Below are 15,625 nucleotides of genomic sequence, written 5' to 3' on the forward strand. Positions count from 1 at the left end.
ATGAAGACAAAAATGAAATTACTCACTTGTATGTTGTGCCTGTTTTTAATCAGTACACCAGCACGACCAGCTGAAAGTGCAGCCGCTCTTCCCATACTTGAGATTGTGAAAGCGGTAACAAAAAAAGTAATTAAAGCCATTGATTTGGGGATTCAGCGATTACAGAATAAAACAATCTGGCTGCAGAACGCACAAAAACAGGTAGAGAATACGCTGTCGAAATTAAAGCTGGATGAGATTTCAAATTGGACTAAAAAGCAGCGTGATCTTTATAAAAACTACTATGAGGAGCTGCAAAAAGTGAAATCAATCATTACCTATTACCAGAGAATAAAGGAGATCTCCCAAAACAGACCAGATTAATTCAGGAGTATGAAAGAGCATGGAACTTATTCAAACAAGACAGTCATTTTAATGCTTCTGAACTGGATTATATGGAAAAGGTTTATGCAGGAATTTTGGAAGACAGTATGAAAAATATTGATCAGATATTTTTAATTATAGAGTCTTTTACTACACAAATGAGTGATCTTAAAAGGCTAGAGATTATTAATGCTGCCGCTGATCAGATTGATGCTAATTACGATGATCTGACACTTTTTAACGAGCAGAATATTCTTTTAAGCCTGCAAAGAGCCAAAACCACGAACGATATAAATAAAGTCAAACAATTTTACGGAATTCCGTAAATAACATAAATAAAATGAAAAAGATACTATTGTTGCTGTTTATTATTGGTCTTAGTTCGCAAGAAATACAAGCACAGGCCAAGCAAAGAAAGGTTTTGCTGTTACAAATAGCAGCACTTCAAACCTATATCGGTTATGCTAAAAAAGGTTATACTGTTGTTAAAAATGGCCTTAATTTTATTGGAGATGTGAAAAAAGGAGAGGTAAATCTGCACAGTGATTATTTGATTTCGCTTAAAAAAGTTAATCCAAAAGTACAACACTATGTGAAAGTGGCAGAGATTATCGCTTTACAAATCAAAATCATAAAGGTTTATAAAGAGACTTTCGAGCAATTGCGACAAGATGATTTGTTTTATGGAAACGAATTGGATTATATCGAAAGAACTTTTGATAAGCTGATTGATAATTGCAATGAAACGCTGAATCAGCTCTTGGTAATTGCAACTGATGTTAAACTTGAAATGACCGATGACCAGAGGATAAAACGCATCGATGGCCTACATGAAACGATGTTGGACGATTATTCTTTCTGTGAAAATTTTAATCAAGAGATAAAAGTACTGTCCTTATCGAAGGCTAAAGAGAAAAATGATGTTAAACAAAGTCATGTTTTACTTGGCTTATAAAGAAATCAGTGATGAAAAAGTTAGTATTAGTTATTGCGTTGTTGCTGCTGTTATGTCCTCCTTGTAAAGTGCAGGCACAGTCTCAGGAAATCCAGCAGCTGATCTTGAATATCGAAAAACTCTCCCAGTTTAAGAAGATTTTGAGTGATATGAAAAAAGGCTATGAAATTTTAAACGGTGGTTATAAAGCGGTTAAAGATTTGTCTCAGGGGAATTTTTCTCTTCATAAAACTTTTCTCGATGCGCTCATGCAGGTAAGTCCAGTGGTTAAGAATTACAAAAGGGTCGGAGATATTGTAAACTACCAGCTGTTGCTTATAAAGGAAAGTAAAAAGGCTGTCAATCGCTTTAGTAAGAGCGGAAGTTTTACCGTCCAGGAAATTAACTACTTTGAAAAAGTATATTCCAATCTGTCCAAACAAAGTCTGAGAAATCTTGATGAGCTCGCCACAATTGTTACCGCTGATAAATTACGAATGTCGGATGATGAAAGATTGGAGGCCATTGATAAAATATACCTCGATATGCAGGAGAAAGTACTATTTCTAAAAGCCTTTAATTCTTCATCGAATATCCTGACTCTGCAGCGTACTAAAGAGAAAAATGATGTAACTGCACTACGTGATACTTACCAAATAAAAAACTAACTCTTGTTAATATGGTAAATCTAAATAAAAGGACTGCTTTTGCAGCCCTGGCTTTACTTATGCCTTTTTTAAGCCATGCGCAGGGAATCGGAGGTGAGATTGGAAGTCTGCATAGTGTGTTGGAACAACTTTATGATCAGATGATGCCTTTGTGCAGTAACCTGATTGGAGTGGGACAGGGTATAGCCGGATTTGCAACGATTTGGTATATAGCCTCGAGAGTTTGGCGTCATATTGCCAATGCGGAACCGATTGATTTCTATCCGCTTTTCAGACCCTTTGTGATCGGCTTTTGTATCATGATTTTTCCATCAGTGCTTTATTTAATAAATGGGGTTATGAAACCAACAGTTACAGCTACAGGGGCAATGGTGGAGGGATCCAATAAAGCGATAGGGATTCTTCTAAAGGAGAAAGAAAAAGCAGTGAAAGAAAGTGATCCATGGAAAATGTATGTTGGTGTTTTGGGAACAGGTGACCGCGATAGATGGTACAAGTATACACATAGTGATTCTGATCCAGCCGATGAAGGTATGCTCGAAGGAATCGGCAATGATGTAAAGTTTGCAATGGAAAAGGCTTCGTATAGTTTTAGAAATTCTGTCAAGGAATGGGTGAGCGAAATTCTGAGAATTCTTTTCGAGGCCTCTTCATTGTGTATTGATACGCTGCGGACTTTCCAACTGGTAGTGCTGTCTATTTTAGGTCCGCTCGTTTTTGGAATTGCAGTATTTGACGGATTCCAGCATACGCTCATGGTCTGGCTGGCCAGATATATAAACATCTACCTATGGCTTCCAGTTGCCAATATTTTTGGAAGTATAATAGGTAAAATTCAAGAGCAGATGCTCAAACTGGATATCTCTCAAATCAATACCTCGGGAGATACTTTTTTCAGCCGGACTGATATGGGATATTTAATTTTTATGATCATCGGTATTGTCGGTTATTTCACAGTGCCATCTGTAGCTAACTATATTGTACATGCCGGTGGAGGTGGAGCCCTTGGGCAAAAAGTGACCAGTGTTTTTGGAAACTCGACTTCTTCAGTTATTGCAAGAACCTCTCAAGGGGCTGGAATGGTAATGGATTCAATGGGAAATGCAGCTGGAAAAATGTCGCAAAGCATGTCTTCTTCCTCGGCACAATCTCCATATTTTCAAGAGAAAGGAAATTATATGAGTGACAAACTCAAGGGAAATTCTAAATAATCTAAATCATCGTCATCATGTTTACCAAAATGAAAAATATAGACACAGCGTTTCGCTATGTCAGAGGATTTACAATGCTTGTGATTGTCGGCTGCATTATTATCTGTTGTTATACGCTTTACAAAAGTTTTACAGCTGTTACTCTGATGCAAGACAGGGTTTACATTCTGGTAAATGGTAAAGCCTTGGAGGCTTATTCCTCAGATCGAAAGGATAATGTTCCAGTGGAAGCTCGTGATCATGTGAAAACATTTCACCGATTTTTCTTTACCCTCGATCCAGATGATAAAGTGATTAAATCCAATATAACCAAAGCACTTTACCTGGCGGATGATACAGCCAAAAGAGTGTATGATGATCTAAAAGAGAACGGCTATTATTCCGGTATTATTTCGGGGAATATCAGCCAAACGATTTCAATTGACAGCATCAATATTGATACTAATGAATATCCCTATCATTTCAAATGCTATGCAAAGCAAAATATTATAAGAACGACCAGTATATTAAATCGAAACCTGATCACTGAAGGAACACTCAGAAATGTATCAAGAAGTGATAATAACCCTCATGGGTTTTTGATAGAACGTTGGAATACTATAGAGAATAAGGATTTAGGAGTTGAAAACAGGAAATGATGTGGTCAGTATTTAAAAATCAGAAAGAAATTAAAATCAATCAGAAATATTATCTGTTGATAAAGGATAAATGGGCAAAAAAAATGAGCGGATTAACGTCGAATTTATCAAGGAGAAGTCTTGTTGTTTATCTTATGCTATTTATAACTGCCAGTGGAAGTATCAGTATTTATAATATATACGGCGCTTTCTCTTCTAAAGAAAAGTCCGTAGCGATCGGAATTATTTCTAATTCTACATCTGTAGTTATGAAACCGGTACAGGTTAGAACAAATGATAGAGTGTTATCAAAAGTAGAATTTGAAAAGATTATCCGCATTAACTCCTATCTAGACAGTCTTAAGCAATCAAAAGAAGGACAGAAACTTTACGATAGTATCAAAAATTATAGACCGGGCCTTTTAGATAGTCTTGTGTTTGTTGAAAATTATTATAAAACGAATTTTAAAAAATAAACCCATGGAAAAGAAAACAATGACACTCAAAGAGCTTAAACAGCGCAAAATGTTACTTGTTCTGCCAATTATAACGCTTCCTTTTTTAACGATGTTATTTTGGACATTAGGCGGAGGTAAAGGTAATGCTGTTAGTAATGTGGAAGAAGAAAAAAGAGGTTTTAATATCGCTCTCCCCAATCCGAAATTTAAAGAAGATTCTGCGCTGGATAAAATGAGTTATTATGATAAGGCAACAATTGACTCCTTAAAACTGCAGGAACAGATCAAAAAAGATCCCAATTATTCAATGACGGGACTATCGAAAGATTCCGCCTTAGATTCAAACGAATCGGATATAGATCCTGCAATGTTTAGAAAAGGAAAAACTGCTTTAAACACAAGTTCTTTCAGGGGGGAGAATGAACAGAAAATGTATCAAAAATTAGAAGCTCTTCAAAAGGCAATTGCCGAGCCGCCCAAATCCATAAGCAGTGATCAAGATATGAGAGAATTCGAATATCGAAATTCTTCCAATACTGCATCAGAAGAGATGAAAAATTTAGAACAAATGATGTCTGCTATGAATGCACCTTCAGAGCCTGATCCTGAACTCAAACAATTGGGAGGGATGCTGGAAAATATACTGGATATTCAGCATCCTGAGCGTGTACAGGAAAGATTAAGACAGACCTCAAAAAGCCAAAAAGGAAAAGTCTTTACTGTCAATAAAAAGTTAGAAGAAGGGCATGTTAGTTCACTGCAAGGCGGTGCTGTGAAGCAGTCAGCCACTACAGCAAACGCTAATTCTTTTTATTCTTTAGACGAAATGGATATAAATGATGAGGTCCAGAATGCGCTAGAAGCGGTAATTCATGAAACGCAGTCTATTGTAAACGGTTCAATAGTAAAACTGAGATTAACCAGTGATATTTTTATTAATGGAACATTCATTCCGAGAAACAGTTTTGTTTTCGGAACAGCCTCTTTAAAAGGAGAGCGATTGGAGATTAAGATCAACACGATCAAATTTAAGAACTCGATTTTTCCAGTAGAACTCTCTGTTTACGATATGGATGGCATTGATGGGATCTATATTCCCGGAGCGATAAACAGAGATGTTGCAAAAGCTTCAGCAGACCGTTCCATGCAGAGCATCGGTATAGAAGGATTGAGTGATTCATGGGGAGCACAGGCAGCCACAATGGGTGTTGAGGCCGCTAAATCACTATTAAGCAAAAAAGTAAAATTAATAAAGGTGGTTGTAAAAGCAGGCTATCAAGTGCTTCTTTATGACGAGAAAGAAAAAAATGCCAAATAACACTTAAATATTACAAAGATGAAAAATATTAAATCATGGTTAATCATTGGACTTTTGATCATTAGTATAACAGGATTCTCTCAGGAGAGCCAAAGTGTTAAAGCTAATAATGTGCAGTTAAGTTACGCTAAAACAACAAGTCTTGTATTTCCGTACGCAGTGAAAAGTGTGGATCGCGGCAGTCAGGATATTTTGGTGCAGAAAGCAAAAGGTGTAGAAAATATTTTATTGCTAAAGGCTGGCAAACAAAACTTTGCGCAAACGAATTTGACGGTTGTTACAGCAGATGGAAAACTTTACGGTTTTGTTTTAAATTTTGATGAACTGTGTCCCACTTTGACTTTAACGGCAGAATACAGTTCGAATTCTGATAAAGAGGTGCTTTTTTCTGCAGAGAATCAAAACCAAAAAGAAGTTCAGCAGTATTCGCAATTGGCATTGTCAAAAAAGAAAAAAATATCGGGACTTAGTACAGGCAGATTTTCTGTACAGCTCAGAGTAAACGGGATATTCATTCATCAGGATGTAATGTATTTTAGAGTACTGCTGGGAAATAATTCAAGGATTAATTATGATGTAGATCAGCTTCGTTTTTTTATCAGGGATCAAAAGAAATCAAAACGTACAGCCTCTCAGGAACTGGAAGTACTTCCTCTTTTTACAACGTCTGATATTTCTAAAATTTCGGATCAGTCTGAGTTTACTCTTGTTTTTGCGATACCCAAATTCACTATTCCGGAAAAGAAACTTTTTACCCTTGAGTTAATCGAAAAAAACGGAGGTAGGCATCTCGAATTAAACATTAAAAACAGTGATCTAACTGATGTAGAAATACTGTCAAACTTATAAACAAATACTAATTTAAAATTAAAGATCATGAACGAGAAAAATGTAGGATACTTGAAAGATCAGTTAAAATATACTGGATTTGGCGAAGGATTGGAAAATGTATTGGTAGAGAATATCCAAAAAGGAAACCTCGAATTTAAATTGGATCATGAGGCCAAATATGGGACTGATACCGTTTTGACTTCATTAAATTTCAAGAAGTCGGAGCAGAGTGATATGTACTTTTTTAATTCATACAATATGAAAATTCAAAAAGAAGGACAACCAGAGGAATTATCGCAGACTTTTTACATCAATAGAGATAATAACATAACAGCTAAGGAAGCCTACAATTTAATGGAAGGCAGGGCAGTTAATAAGGATCTTAAAAATAAAGAAGGGGAAGTGTACAATGCTTGGATCAAGATCGATTTCAAAGTGGCTGATGATGAAAAAGGAAACTTTAAACTCAATCATTATCATCAGAATTACGGTTATGATCTTGAAGCTAGTCTGTCTAAACATCCTATTAAAGAGTTGGAAACTCCTAAGTACAAGGAAGATTTGATAAACTCACTCAAAAAAGGAAATCTTCAGTCTGTTACATTCGTAATTGCGGGAGAGGAACGAAAACAGTTTGTGGAAGCAAATCCGCATTTTAAAACAGTTAATGTCTATGATAGCTCAATGCAGAGGATCAATGATCAGAAGAAAAAACAATCGGAGTCAAAAGCACAAGGTAAGGATGTAAAGCAGAACCAAGATGCAGATGCTGAATCGGGGCCAGGGCCACAGAAAAATACAAAAAAAAAGAAACAAGGTAATTCAATTTAAAGGTTATGGATAATTTAAAACCTTTATCAGCCTTTTTTCTGGCCATTGAAAAAGACTTTCGAATCAGTACGACTCATATTGCCATATATGCTGCCCTACTTCAGTTCCGAATTGATAAGGGTTTTATAAATCCGGTGCAGGCTTACAGTATAGAAATTCAAAATATAGCTAAAATAGCCTCACCAAAGACCTATCATAAATGTATGCGCGAGCTGGATGCATATGGTTATGTGATTTACTTGCCTACAAAGAATAAAAATAAAAGAAGCAGTATATATTTTCATTCAGATTAAAATAAAAAACGCGGCACTATGAAAAAAATACTTAATACTGATAGGTTACTTTTTTTTGAATTAAAACTCGAGCGGCTGGAAAATTTTATATTCCAGCAAAAGGACGAAAATAAAGCAGCCGGCAGTGTAAATGTAAATTCGGAAAAGTGTAAAAGTGCACTTAACAAGTTTGAAACAGCCAGTCTTTTTTACACTCTGATGGATGAAGGCCTACTGTATTTTGACCGTACTGACAAAAGGAAAAACAGAAGCGTTTTTCAAAATTTTATCTGCACCCATTTCACTTATGCAGGGGATGAGGGCTGCCAGGTGAGAATTACTACAATAAATAAACAGTTTTCAGAATGCATCGGATTTACGTATCGTGAAAAACAGCTAAGGTTTTTAGAAAGACTGATATTGATTCTTTCAGAAAGAAAGAACAGGCTTGAAGGTTGGTAATTTTTATAAAAAAATACGAGCAAAAGTTAAACATTAAAAATACGAGCAATGAATAGTAATGAAAAGAAAATGGCTTTTATAATAAAAGTGAAGGAGTTAATAGAGCCTGTTGTGTTAAGACTGGAAACAATTGATTCAAAAATCAGCCAGGGAAAAGTCTTGAGGCCTCAATACTACAGAAATGAAGATTTAAAAAAAATGTTTGGGTTGTCCAATAACACTATTATAAAATACAGGCAGACCGGAATTCTGCCCTACACTAAGCTGGGAGATATTTTTTTATATGACAGTGGCAAGATTGATAAAATACTTAAAAGCAACGAATCATAATCCAGCATTTATGCAGTTACCCAGATTTAAAAAGCAGCACAAAATAGAGAGGGGTAACCACAATGGTAACTGTTTTTCAAGCAGGGTTCGATACCATTCCAAATGAAAAATCCTTTAAACACTGATGTTTAAAGGATTTTTATTTTTTAAAGTCAAGTTTTTGACTTTATCTGGCGGAGGAAGAGGGATTCGAACCCCCGGACCTGTTACAGTCAACAGTTTTCAAGACTGCCGCATTCGACCGCTCTGCCATTCCTCCAGTAAGACGCAATCATTTGCTCATTGCGGGTGCAAAGATAAAATGTTTTTTTAAATGCAGAAATTTTTTTGATACTATTTATGAAGAAAAGGATATCAGCATCATAAGCGAAGAAAATCATTTATAAAATCCAAGAGGAGCGCATTTTTTTTCTTAGAATAATTTTCAACCGTATGTCTAATGATTAGTTAGGATCCAAATAGCAAGCGCAGTTAAAAAGAGTTATGTATCCGTTCACATTTTGAGGTAAATTTAGAGAATTGCATCATATGTTACATGTCAAGTTTGTTAAGTTTTAGTTTAAAATTTTTGGTATTTAAAGTGTTTAATTTATTCCAAATTGTTAGAAGAAGTATGAAGCAAATGTCTTACTTATGTAAATAATTGTAATTTATTACCGTAAGAAATGTAGTACTTTAATAAGCGTTGCTATAAAATGAAATGGAGAATACAGGGATTGCAAAAGATTATAATCTTGAAGGTGTGCTTCCATGAGAATGACGCTTTTCAACAATCTCTGAGTTCACCTGGTGAATTTGATCAGCTGGAAGTTTTTTGAGGTTTTCCACGATTTAGCTAAAATGGAAGTTCATCGTGCCCAATTAGCCAGTCTGGAGCTTGCGACATTTCCGCCATATGACATTTTTTATTTCTCATAATCATATTGATCGTAATCGTCATAATAGTAAAAATAGGAATCTTGATCTTCAGATTCGGGATGAATGTTGTATGCTTTAACGCTTGTAGCAAAGTATGTAATTCCATTAATACAAAAAGCCATCAAAAAAATAAAAATACGGTTTGATGGTTTATGAAATAAAAATCCTATTTTTGAAAGCAAGAGAAAAACGAAAATTGTCGGACATCGCATTCGATAAATGCAGATGTGTAATCAGTTGTCTCGCATATACGACAAATAATGAGGGTTTCAGCTTCCAATGTCTGAAGTTTCAATTAAATATTTTAATTACTTAATTTATCAAATTCAATAATGAAAATTTTTATTTCTCACTCGTCTAGAAACGCGAACTACGGACAAGCCATTGTAGACTTGCTGGTCGCTGTTGGTGTTAACAACGAACAAATTACACAAGCAATGACGCATTTGGTATTCCTACAGGTCAAAATATTTTCAATTGGCTGAGGGCTAGGATCACCGAGAAACCGTATGTTATTTATCTTCTTTCTTCAGAATATTATTCTAGTGTGGCATGTCTTAATGAGATGGGAGCAGCTTGGATTGTAGAAAATGAACACACAATTATATTTACACCTGAATTTAAAGCATCAAGTTCAGAGTTCCAAAGTGGGGCACTCGATCCTAGAGAAAGGGGATTCAAGATAAATAATCACGATAGAGTAATTGACTTTGTCGAAAATCTTCGCAATTTATTTCCAATTTCGACTAAAACGGTTTTCGTCAGTCAAAAGATACGTGAGTTTATTGAAAAGGTTAATTCTTTCGAAACTCCGAAACTAAGTTTGTCACTAAGCCAAATTGTAAAAAAGGAGAATAGTGCAAATCCTATTATTACAGCCAAAGTAGAAGAAAAAGTGATAGTTGAAGATTCTGCAAAAAGAATAATTAATACATACAGCAATAATACACAGGTAGACAAGCTCTTTAAGGATCTCCAAGAAGGTAGGTTAAAGGATGAGGAAACAATTTTACTTCACTACGCAATAGACACAGCTAGATTCAAATTGGGAGTTGGATGGAAAAGTGCAGGTGAAATTGATAACATTAAAACTTGGGAAGATGTCCATTCATTGAATTCAAAACTATCACGAGGATATGATGAAGTCATGCGTCGATTAGACTTAAAGAGGCTAACAGAAGTTACGGAAGTAACAAGCAGTAATAATCCAAGAGAGGTTGCATTCATCTCAGAATTAAAAGATTTGCTGATTCAATTGCCTGAACAATTTGATTTAAAAATTAACGAAACCTTAGCAAGAAATGAGAAGATGGTCCAAAATTTGTCTTGGAATGTTTCAGACAATGACAGTGGTTTGCCATTTTAGACAGATAATCTAATTTGCCAGATCTGAGTGTATTGGCAGTATTTGTTTAATCGCTTTATTTTTATTTGTGGAAGAAGCTTTAAAGATTGTTGAAGTTTATGGTAGGTATTAAAAGTGATCAACTAGGTTAAAAAATAGATATATCGTGTAAAAAATTATAAAGCCAATATGTACTTAAAAATTAAATGAACGATGGTTTTGCATTTGAATGATTTAGCACTTGCTTAACAGAATATTTTGAGTATAAATAGTTGCATAAACTGTATAATTGGAACCTTTTTTTATAATTTATGAGCAAGGAGAATAAACTAAAAAAAAATTGCGAAAACTCGATTCAGAGATTTGTAAGAAATAAGAATATTTTTTCAAATTTTGATTGCTTCGAAGATTGGTATTTGGAAGCATCTAGCATAAATGAAGCAGAAGCAAATAGGGAAGTAGAGTATCTTGATGCCATAAAAAAATATTTTGATTTTCAGTTTAAAAAGAATGAATTTTACATTTCTTCTAGTGGTCTTGATCAAATAATATTTTTTTGCGTTCAAAATTCTGCAATTAGTAATTTTATTAATGATGTTTTTAACGAGGTACAACTAAGCAATCTGGGAGGTAAGTCAGTGGTTATTTTTCCCATACATAATTTTGGATTTCAATTTTTAGGTATTAAAAACTTTTTCAATGGATCTTTAACTTCATTGATGTATGAAGATTTTCAGATCTCCACTCAAACTAATTCAATCGAGAAAACCAATAAATTAATTAATTCATTTTGCTTGAAGCAAACTGGCAAACGATTGAAAATTGAAGATTTGAAACATTTTTATTTATCAAGAAACCTAAAATGGCTGGAACGGAATCCGCTTTTGCTTTTTAGTTTTAATTTTTCCCAACTTACTCCATATGAGAATCAGGCTATAATTTTGGAAAAATTAGCCCATATCACAAATCAACTTTATTTTGTAAGTGTTTTAAGAAGTGATAATTCTCATTTAGGTGGACTTTTTTCTACAAAAAGGACTAATAATTGGGAAACGTTAGATTTAAAGCATTTTTTGACAATTAACGGATTTAACCAATCTATGCTTTGCAAGCCAATTCATTATAAGTACGATCTGCTGTTTAATGAAATGCATTTAAATATTGACTTATTATCAAGTACAAAAAAAATAGTAAAGTGGGAAAAAGATTCAATCAAATGTCTTGACCAGATATTTGCCGGAAATAAGAATTATCTACTGTCAGGGGATCGAAATTTTAATATTTACCACAAGATAAGCAATTCCCTCAAATACTTCAGAAGAAGTGTGAAAGCAGTAAATGAGGAAGATAAAATTATCAATATAAATATTGCAATAGAAGCATTGCTTTTAGACAATGAAGGAGATAAGGTACCTAAAATATTTGATAGATTGAATAAATCATTGAAATACTACCGCGAGAAAACAGAGGCATTGGAACAAGTCAACAAGGTAATTAAAGAACGAAATAATATAGTTCACAATGCACAGTTTAATAGTAAAGAAATAAATTTTATTGTGATTTATCGTATGTACTGCAAAGTCGTTAATTTTGTTACGGAGAATGCTTTGCAAATAGACAGTTCGAAAGACAATAAGAAAATGCTATTGTTTTATGCTACAAAATAAAGAAGTAGCATAAAATAAACTTTCTCCTCCAACACTTTTGTCCTTATCAAGGATCAGTATTCAGTTTCATTTAACACATTAGCAAATAATTTATTTATAATCATATATAAAAAATGGCAATAAAACATAGTACGGGTAGATTCCAAGTGTGCAGAAATAAAACTGGAATAGCAAAATCAACTGAAATTTTATTAACTGGTGACAAAAAGGAAATTGACAAATTTTGGAACGAATTGATTAGGGAAAAAGATTTTACTTATTATATGACCGAAGAAGTGTTTTATAGCGGAACCCAAAAAGATGCATTTGGAATGCCGATTGACAGTACTCCAGAATTTCAGAGATTGTAAAAAAGCAGATTAGCTAATAAAGAACTAAATCAAATTTTAGTTTTATTGAGACAACAGTCTATAACAATTTTACGTCATGTGTTTTTCTTATTGTGTCCAGCCTAATTATGTTCGCATGCGGACATAATTAGAAATGGGCATAAACTAGACTTTATGGATGACTAGACCAATGGAGGTTTCAAGACGACTGATTATTAATCAGGACTATGTTTAGTGTGGAAGGCTACATTGGAGAAACATTCTATTGCCAGTAAGGGGTAGGTTAGTTGGAGCCAGCGATTTGTTCAGCGTGAAGATTAATTAGTTTTGTCTATTTAATAAACTATGGCACGATGGATAATTTGTTTAGTACTTCTTGGTGCTCTATTTTAAATTTATTGTGTTTCGGCATTCAGGATAACTTGTACATCCCAGAAAGCTTCCATAAATCCCTGTCCTTTTTGTCATAAAACCGCTTTCGCATTTAAAGCATAGAAAACTATCATTCAAAATTTCTAGGCTGTTGTAGGTCTGGTTACAGCTGGGATAATGCGAGCAACCCAAAAAATGATTGCTATTCAAAGGATTCTGTCTGATTACCAATTTTCCTGTTTTACAGTAAGGACAATTAGTAATATTTAATCTGCCGTTATTTTTACCAAGAAGATAATTATGATCTTTTAACAGCTCCTCTGTAAATAACGATGCATCTGCTGGAATTAGCAGTATGACTTCATTTCTGGTTCTGGTCAAGGCTACATAAAACAGCCTGCGCTCTTCTGCAAATCGATATTCTTCTTCATCACTCAGCAGGAGGGATAAGATAGGATCATCGGTCATCTTGTTAGGAAACCCCAACAGATGATTTCTGAGATTTAAAATAATTACATTGTCCGCTTCAGTTCCTTTGGATTTATGGACCGTCAGATATTTAATATTGATTTCTTCGAAGCCTTTGATCTCTAAAGCGTCATTTCTTTCGATATATTTAATTCTGCTTTCTGGCCTAAGCTTTATCAGATCATTGATGTCAAAGCTGTGTCTTCCTAAGACTAAAATCGATTTATTTCCATACTTGACTACTAAGTTTTGAATTTGTTTTATAAAAACATCCTCGATTTCATCAGGATGATAATTCACAAAATTTATGGGCTCAGTTAAAGGATCTTTATTGGAACTAGGTTTTTTTGAAATTTGGCTGGGATTTTTTTGGACATATTTTGAGGTTATGTCAATAAGGGACTGTGCGTTTCTGTAAGTCTGCTCTATGAGTAATTTTTCATGCTTGCCGACATGCTTTTCAAAATTACTGAATAGTGAAACATCGCTTCCCGCAAAACGGTAAATGGACTGCCAGTCATCCCCGACGCAGGTCAGTCTTGCGCCTGAGAGATCTCGGATTTCCTTAATCAGATTGAATCTCGAAAAAGAAATGTCCTGATATTCATCTATGATAATATATCTGTATGGATAACTTGGCCTATTTCTTTTTACAGCGTCTGCGGCCTTATTGATCATATCATTGAAATCGATCTCAATTCTCTCTTTCAGCTTCTGGTCATACTTTTCAAGAATGGGAAGTGCAAACTCCAGAAACATTCCTTGGCGTTCGATCATGAAAGTGTTTTGCGTTTTATTTTTCTCCGACAAAAGCTCCATCAGTGAGTTTTGGTCCAGTTGCCGTGATTTTATGAGATTGATGAAGCTTTCAATAAGCTTGTTTATCTCCCTGCCAAAGTTTTTTTCATCATCTGAAACCTTTGCATAGATATCCTTTATGTCCCTGGGCTTAAAGGCTACATTCTCTGCGGTCAGCATACTTTTAAGCTTCTCCAGTAAAATTTTGTCTCTGTTGTAATAGGAATACGTTTCAAGCAGCCTGGTTTTATATTCTTTGTGGGTATTTCTTTTCAGCTCCATTTCCTCCACATATTTCTGTGCATTGAACGGTGTGAGCCATTTAGCTTCATCATGCTCATCCACGCCGAAATGTTCTAAGTAAATATTATAGTCGGTTAGAAAGAAGTCAGGACGGTACAATGAATCACCATAGGGATAAGGCTTTTCATATTCATATTCAATTCCATTGAGATAAAGGTAATTGGCTATCATAAGCTCTTCGACGCTTCTGACTCTTTCTCCGTTCATGGTATTTAGATCAGGGTTTGCCACTATGTTTAACGGCTCGCATTTTGATTTAAGCGTACCGAAATCGATCCCTTTTTCTGTGTCCAGTTTTTCTCCCAAGGAATCGTAGCTGTCATGCTCTTCTGGGATATTCATATAGCAGGCCACGTATTGGATATAAGATTGCAGGGCCTGATCGTCATCTAGAATGTCGGCTTTCAGATATTCCCTGATAACGCCACATAAAGTATTTTCATTGGTGACGGCGGGAATATCGGTATGAAATTTTTTAATGATATCATAGCCAAGTTTGTGAAAGGTGGTGGCTTGGACGCCAAGGTTAATCTTTTGCAGCCTCTCATTCAATTCCGAAACCGTTTTTTGGGTAAAGGACAGCACAAGGATTTCATCAGGCCTGATGTTTTTCTGCTCAATAAGATATTGGACTTTTCCAAGAATGGTAAGTGTCTTTCCAGAACCGGCTCCTGCAATGATGAGGTTTGAATGCTCGTCTGTTATTACGGCAGTGCGCTGCTGATCGTCTAATTTCTTTTCTTCAATAGTATCGAAAAACAGTTTCAGCTCTTCCTTCTGAGTGCTGATGTAGTTTTTGTTGTACTGGACGATGTATTTGTCAAAGTCTTCGAATATGTCATTGAAGACCTTTACGGTTTGCTCTTTTTTGTAAAAATTAGTTCTGTTTTTAAAGAAGTGTATTGCTGATGCATATTCAGACTTTATCCGGTCGCGTTCCACCCAGGTGATGTAGTCGTTTAAATTTTCAATGTAGTTAATAAAACTCTGGGCTTCATTAAGATTAGTTAAATACTTTTTGTCCTGATATTTTTTCTTTTGCAGATTTTGGTTATGGACAACAATAAGAAATACTAGAGTGCTAAGAATGATAATAAATGCTGAAACCATCTTTACTTTTATTTAAAACC

16 protein-coding genes, 1 tRNA gene and 1 pseudogene are annotated in these 15,625 nt (G+C 34.8%); 15 read left to right on the forward strand and 3 right to left on the reverse strand.

The features are described 5' to 3' along the window. From LNP81_RS27560 to LNP81_RS11810, 12 genes and pseudogenes are all read left to right on the forward strand, one after another. A pseudogene (locus LNP81_RS27560) lies at window positions 1-689 on the forward strand (conjugal transfer protein TraI). Between the two features lie 14 nt (window positions 690-703). Then, complete coding sequence (locus LNP81_RS11760; RefSeq protein ID WP_230036040.1) at window positions 704-1,318, forward strand: hypothetical protein; 615 nt, start codon at window positions 704-706, stop codon at window positions 1,316-1,318. Window positions 1,319-1,329: 11 nt separating this feature from the next. After that, window positions 1,330-1,965: a hypothetical protein gene (locus LNP81_RS11765; RefSeq protein WP_073411880.1), complete on the forward strand. Its 636-nt coding sequence runs from the start codon at window positions 1,330-1,332 to the stop codon at window positions 1,963-1,965. A gap of 11 nt (window positions 1,966-1,976) precedes the next feature. Next, window positions 1,977-3,176 carry a conjugative transposon protein TraJ gene (traJ, locus tag LNP81_RS11770; protein ID WP_230036042.1) on the forward strand — a complete coding sequence of 400 codons (1,200 nt, stop codon included), beginning with the start codon at window positions 1,977-1,979 and terminating at the stop codon, window positions 3,174-3,176. A 29-nt stretch (window positions 3,177-3,205) separates the two neighbouring features. Continuing rightward, window positions 3,206-3,814, forward strand: coding sequence for a conjugative transposon protein TraK (gene traK / locus LNP81_RS11775; RefSeq protein WP_230036044.1), 609 nt, complete (start codon window positions 3,206-3,208; stop codon window positions 3,812-3,814). After that, window positions 3,811-4,269, forward strand: coding sequence for a hypothetical protein (locus LNP81_RS11780; protein ID WP_230036046.1), 459 nt, complete (start codon window positions 3,811-3,813; stop codon window positions 4,267-4,269). The genes traK and LNP81_RS11780 overlap by 4 nt, the downstream gene beginning before the upstream one ends. A gap of 4 nt (window positions 4,270-4,273) precedes the next feature. Further along, window positions 4,274-5,569, forward strand: coding sequence for a conjugative transposon protein TraM (traM, locus tag LNP81_RS11785; protein WP_230036049.1), 1,296 nt, complete (start codon window positions 4,274-4,276; stop codon window positions 5,567-5,569). An 18-nt stretch (window positions 5,570-5,587) separates the two neighbouring features. Next, the gene (gene traN / locus LNP81_RS11790) at window positions 5,588-6,418 is read left to right on the forward strand and encodes a conjugative transposon protein TraN (RefSeq protein WP_230036051.1); all 831 of its coding nucleotides are present in this window, start codon (window positions 5,588-5,590) and stop codon (window positions 6,416-6,418) included. Window positions 6,419-6,445: 27 nt separating this feature from the next. Continuing rightward, window positions 6,446-7,231 carry a hypothetical protein gene (locus tag LNP81_RS11795; protein WP_230036053.1) on the forward strand — a complete coding sequence of 262 codons (786 nt, stop codon included), beginning with the start codon at window positions 6,446-6,448 and terminating at the stop codon, window positions 7,229-7,231. Between the two features lie 5 nt (window positions 7,232-7,236). After that, window positions 7,237-7,524, forward strand: a complete 288-nt coding sequence (locus LNP81_RS11800) for a hypothetical protein (RefSeq protein WP_073411892.1) — start codon at window positions 7,237-7,239, stop codon at window positions 7,522-7,524. 18 nt (window positions 7,525-7,542) lie between these two features. Further along, complete coding sequence (locus LNP81_RS11805) at window positions 7,543-7,965, forward strand: hypothetical protein (protein ID WP_073411894.1); 423 nt, start codon at window positions 7,543-7,545, stop codon at window positions 7,963-7,965. Between the two features lie 48 nt (window positions 7,966-8,013). Further along, the gene (locus LNP81_RS11810) at window positions 8,014-8,295 is read left to right on the forward strand and encodes a helix-turn-helix domain-containing protein (RefSeq protein ID WP_230036055.1); all 282 of its coding nucleotides are present in this window, start codon (window positions 8,014-8,016) and stop codon (window positions 8,293-8,295) included. A 171-nt stretch (window positions 8,296-8,466) separates the two neighbouring features. On the opposite strand, the gene LNP81_RS11815 is transcribed toward LNP81_RS11810, so the two are convergent. Together LNP81_RS11815 and LNP81_RS27350 are read right to left on the reverse strand one after the other, a co-directional pair. Then, window positions 8,467-8,554, reverse strand: a tRNA-Ser gene (locus tag LNP81_RS11815). Between the two features lie 646 nt (window positions 8,555-9,200). Next, on the reverse strand, window positions 9,201-9,335 hold the full coding sequence (locus LNP81_RS27350) for a hypothetical protein (RefSeq protein WP_255700748.1): 135 nt from the start codon (window positions 9,333-9,335) through the stop codon (window positions 9,201-9,203). Window positions 9,336-9,778: 443 nt separating this feature from the next. Between LNP81_RS27350 and LNP81_RS11820 the strand changes: the two genes are divergently transcribed. The 3 genes from LNP81_RS11820 (at window position 9,779) to LNP81_RS11830 (ending at window position 12,575) form a co-directional block, all read left to right on the forward strand. Further along, entirely contained in the window at window positions 9,779-10,579 is an 801-nt protein-coding gene (locus tag LNP81_RS11820; protein WP_230036057.1) for a hypothetical protein, read from the forward strand. A 290-nt stretch (window positions 10,580-10,869) separates the two neighbouring features. After that, window positions 10,870-12,225 carry a HEPN domain-containing protein gene (locus LNP81_RS11825; RefSeq protein WP_230036059.1) on the forward strand — a complete coding sequence of 452 codons (1,356 nt, stop codon included), beginning with the start codon at window positions 10,870-10,872 and terminating at the stop codon, window positions 12,223-12,225. A gap of 113 nt (window positions 12,226-12,338) precedes the next feature. Continuing rightward, window positions 12,339-12,575, forward strand: a complete 237-nt coding sequence (locus LNP81_RS11830) for a hypothetical protein (RefSeq protein ID WP_230036061.1) — start codon at window positions 12,339-12,341, stop codon at window positions 12,573-12,575. 363 nt (window positions 12,576-12,938) lie between these two features. Here the strand turns inward: LNP81_RS11830 and LNP81_RS11835 are convergent, their stop codons facing one another. Next, entirely contained in the window at window positions 12,939-15,605 is a 2,667-nt protein-coding gene (locus LNP81_RS11835) for a UvrD-helicase domain-containing protein (protein ID WP_230036063.1), read from the reverse strand. Window positions 15,606-15,625: the final 20 nt, after the last annotated feature.

It is taken from the genome of Flavobacterium piscisymbiosum, from assembly GCF_020905295.1.
Taxonomy (GTDB): Bacteria; Bacteroidota; Bacteroidia; order Flavobacteriales; family Flavobacteriaceae; genus Flavobacterium; species Flavobacterium piscisymbiosum.

What these genes read in the sequence shown, in the direction of transcription:
- traK (WP_230036044.1), top strand. Translation starts at nt 3,206, where the DNA reads ATGAAAAATATAGACACAGCGTTTCGCTATGTCAGAGGATTTACAATG.
- LNP81_RS11765 (WP_073411880.1), top strand. Translation starts at nt 1,330, where the DNA reads ATGAAAAAGTTAGTATTAGTTATTGCGTTGTTGCTGCTGTTATGTCCT.
- LNP81_RS11835 (WP_230036063.1), bottom strand. Translation starts at nt 15,605, where the DNA reads ATGGTTTCAGCATTTATTATCATTCTTAGCACTCTAGTATTTCTTATT.
- LNP81_RS11805 (WP_073411894.1), top strand. Translation starts at nt 7,543, where the DNA reads ATGAAAAAAATACTTAATACTGATAGGTTACTTTTTTTTGAATTAAAA.
- LNP81_RS11830 (WP_230036061.1), top strand. Translation starts at nt 12,339, where the DNA reads ATGGCAATAAAACATAGTACGGGTAGATTCCAAGTGTGCAGAAATAAA.
- traN (WP_230036051.1), top strand. Translation starts at nt 5,588, where the DNA reads ATGAAAAATATTAAATCATGGTTAATCATTGGACTTTTGATCATTAGT.
- LNP81_RS11780 (WP_230036046.1), top strand. Translation starts at nt 3,811, where the DNA reads ATGATGTGGTCAGTATTTAAAAATCAGAAAGAAATTAAAATCAATCAG.
- LNP81_RS11820 (WP_230036057.1), top strand. Translation starts at nt 9,779, where the DNA reads ATGGGAGCAGCTTGGATTGTAGAAAATGAACACACAATTATATTTACA.
- traJ (WP_230036042.1), top strand. Translation starts at nt 1,977, where the DNA reads ATGGTAAATCTAAATAAAAGGACTGCTTTTGCAGCCCTGGCTTTACTT.
- LNP81_RS11825 (WP_230036059.1), top strand. Translation starts at nt 10,870, where the DNA reads ATGAGCAAGGAGAATAAACTAAAAAAAAATTGCGAAAACTCGATTCAG.
- LNP81_RS11810 (WP_230036055.1), top strand. Translation starts at nt 8,014, where the DNA reads ATGAATAGTAATGAAAAGAAAATGGCTTTTATAATAAAAGTGAAGGAG.
- LNP81_RS27350 (WP_255700748.1), bottom strand. Translation starts at nt 9,335, where the DNA reads ATGGCTTTTTGTATTAATGGAATTACATACTTTGCTACAAGCGTTAAA.
- LNP81_RS11760 (WP_230036040.1), top strand. Translation starts at nt 704, where the DNA reads ATGAAAAAGATACTATTGTTGCTGTTTATTATTGGTCTTAGTTCGCAA.
- LNP81_RS11800 (WP_073411892.1), top strand. Translation starts at nt 7,237, where the DNA reads ATGGATAATTTAAAACCTTTATCAGCCTTTTTTCTGGCCATTGAAAAA.
- LNP81_RS11795 (WP_230036053.1), top strand. Translation starts at nt 6,446, where the DNA reads ATGAACGAGAAAAATGTAGGATACTTGAAAGATCAGTTAAAATATACT.
- traM (WP_230036049.1), top strand. Translation starts at nt 4,274, where the DNA reads ATGGAAAAGAAAACAATGACACTCAAAGAGCTTAAACAGCGCAAAATG.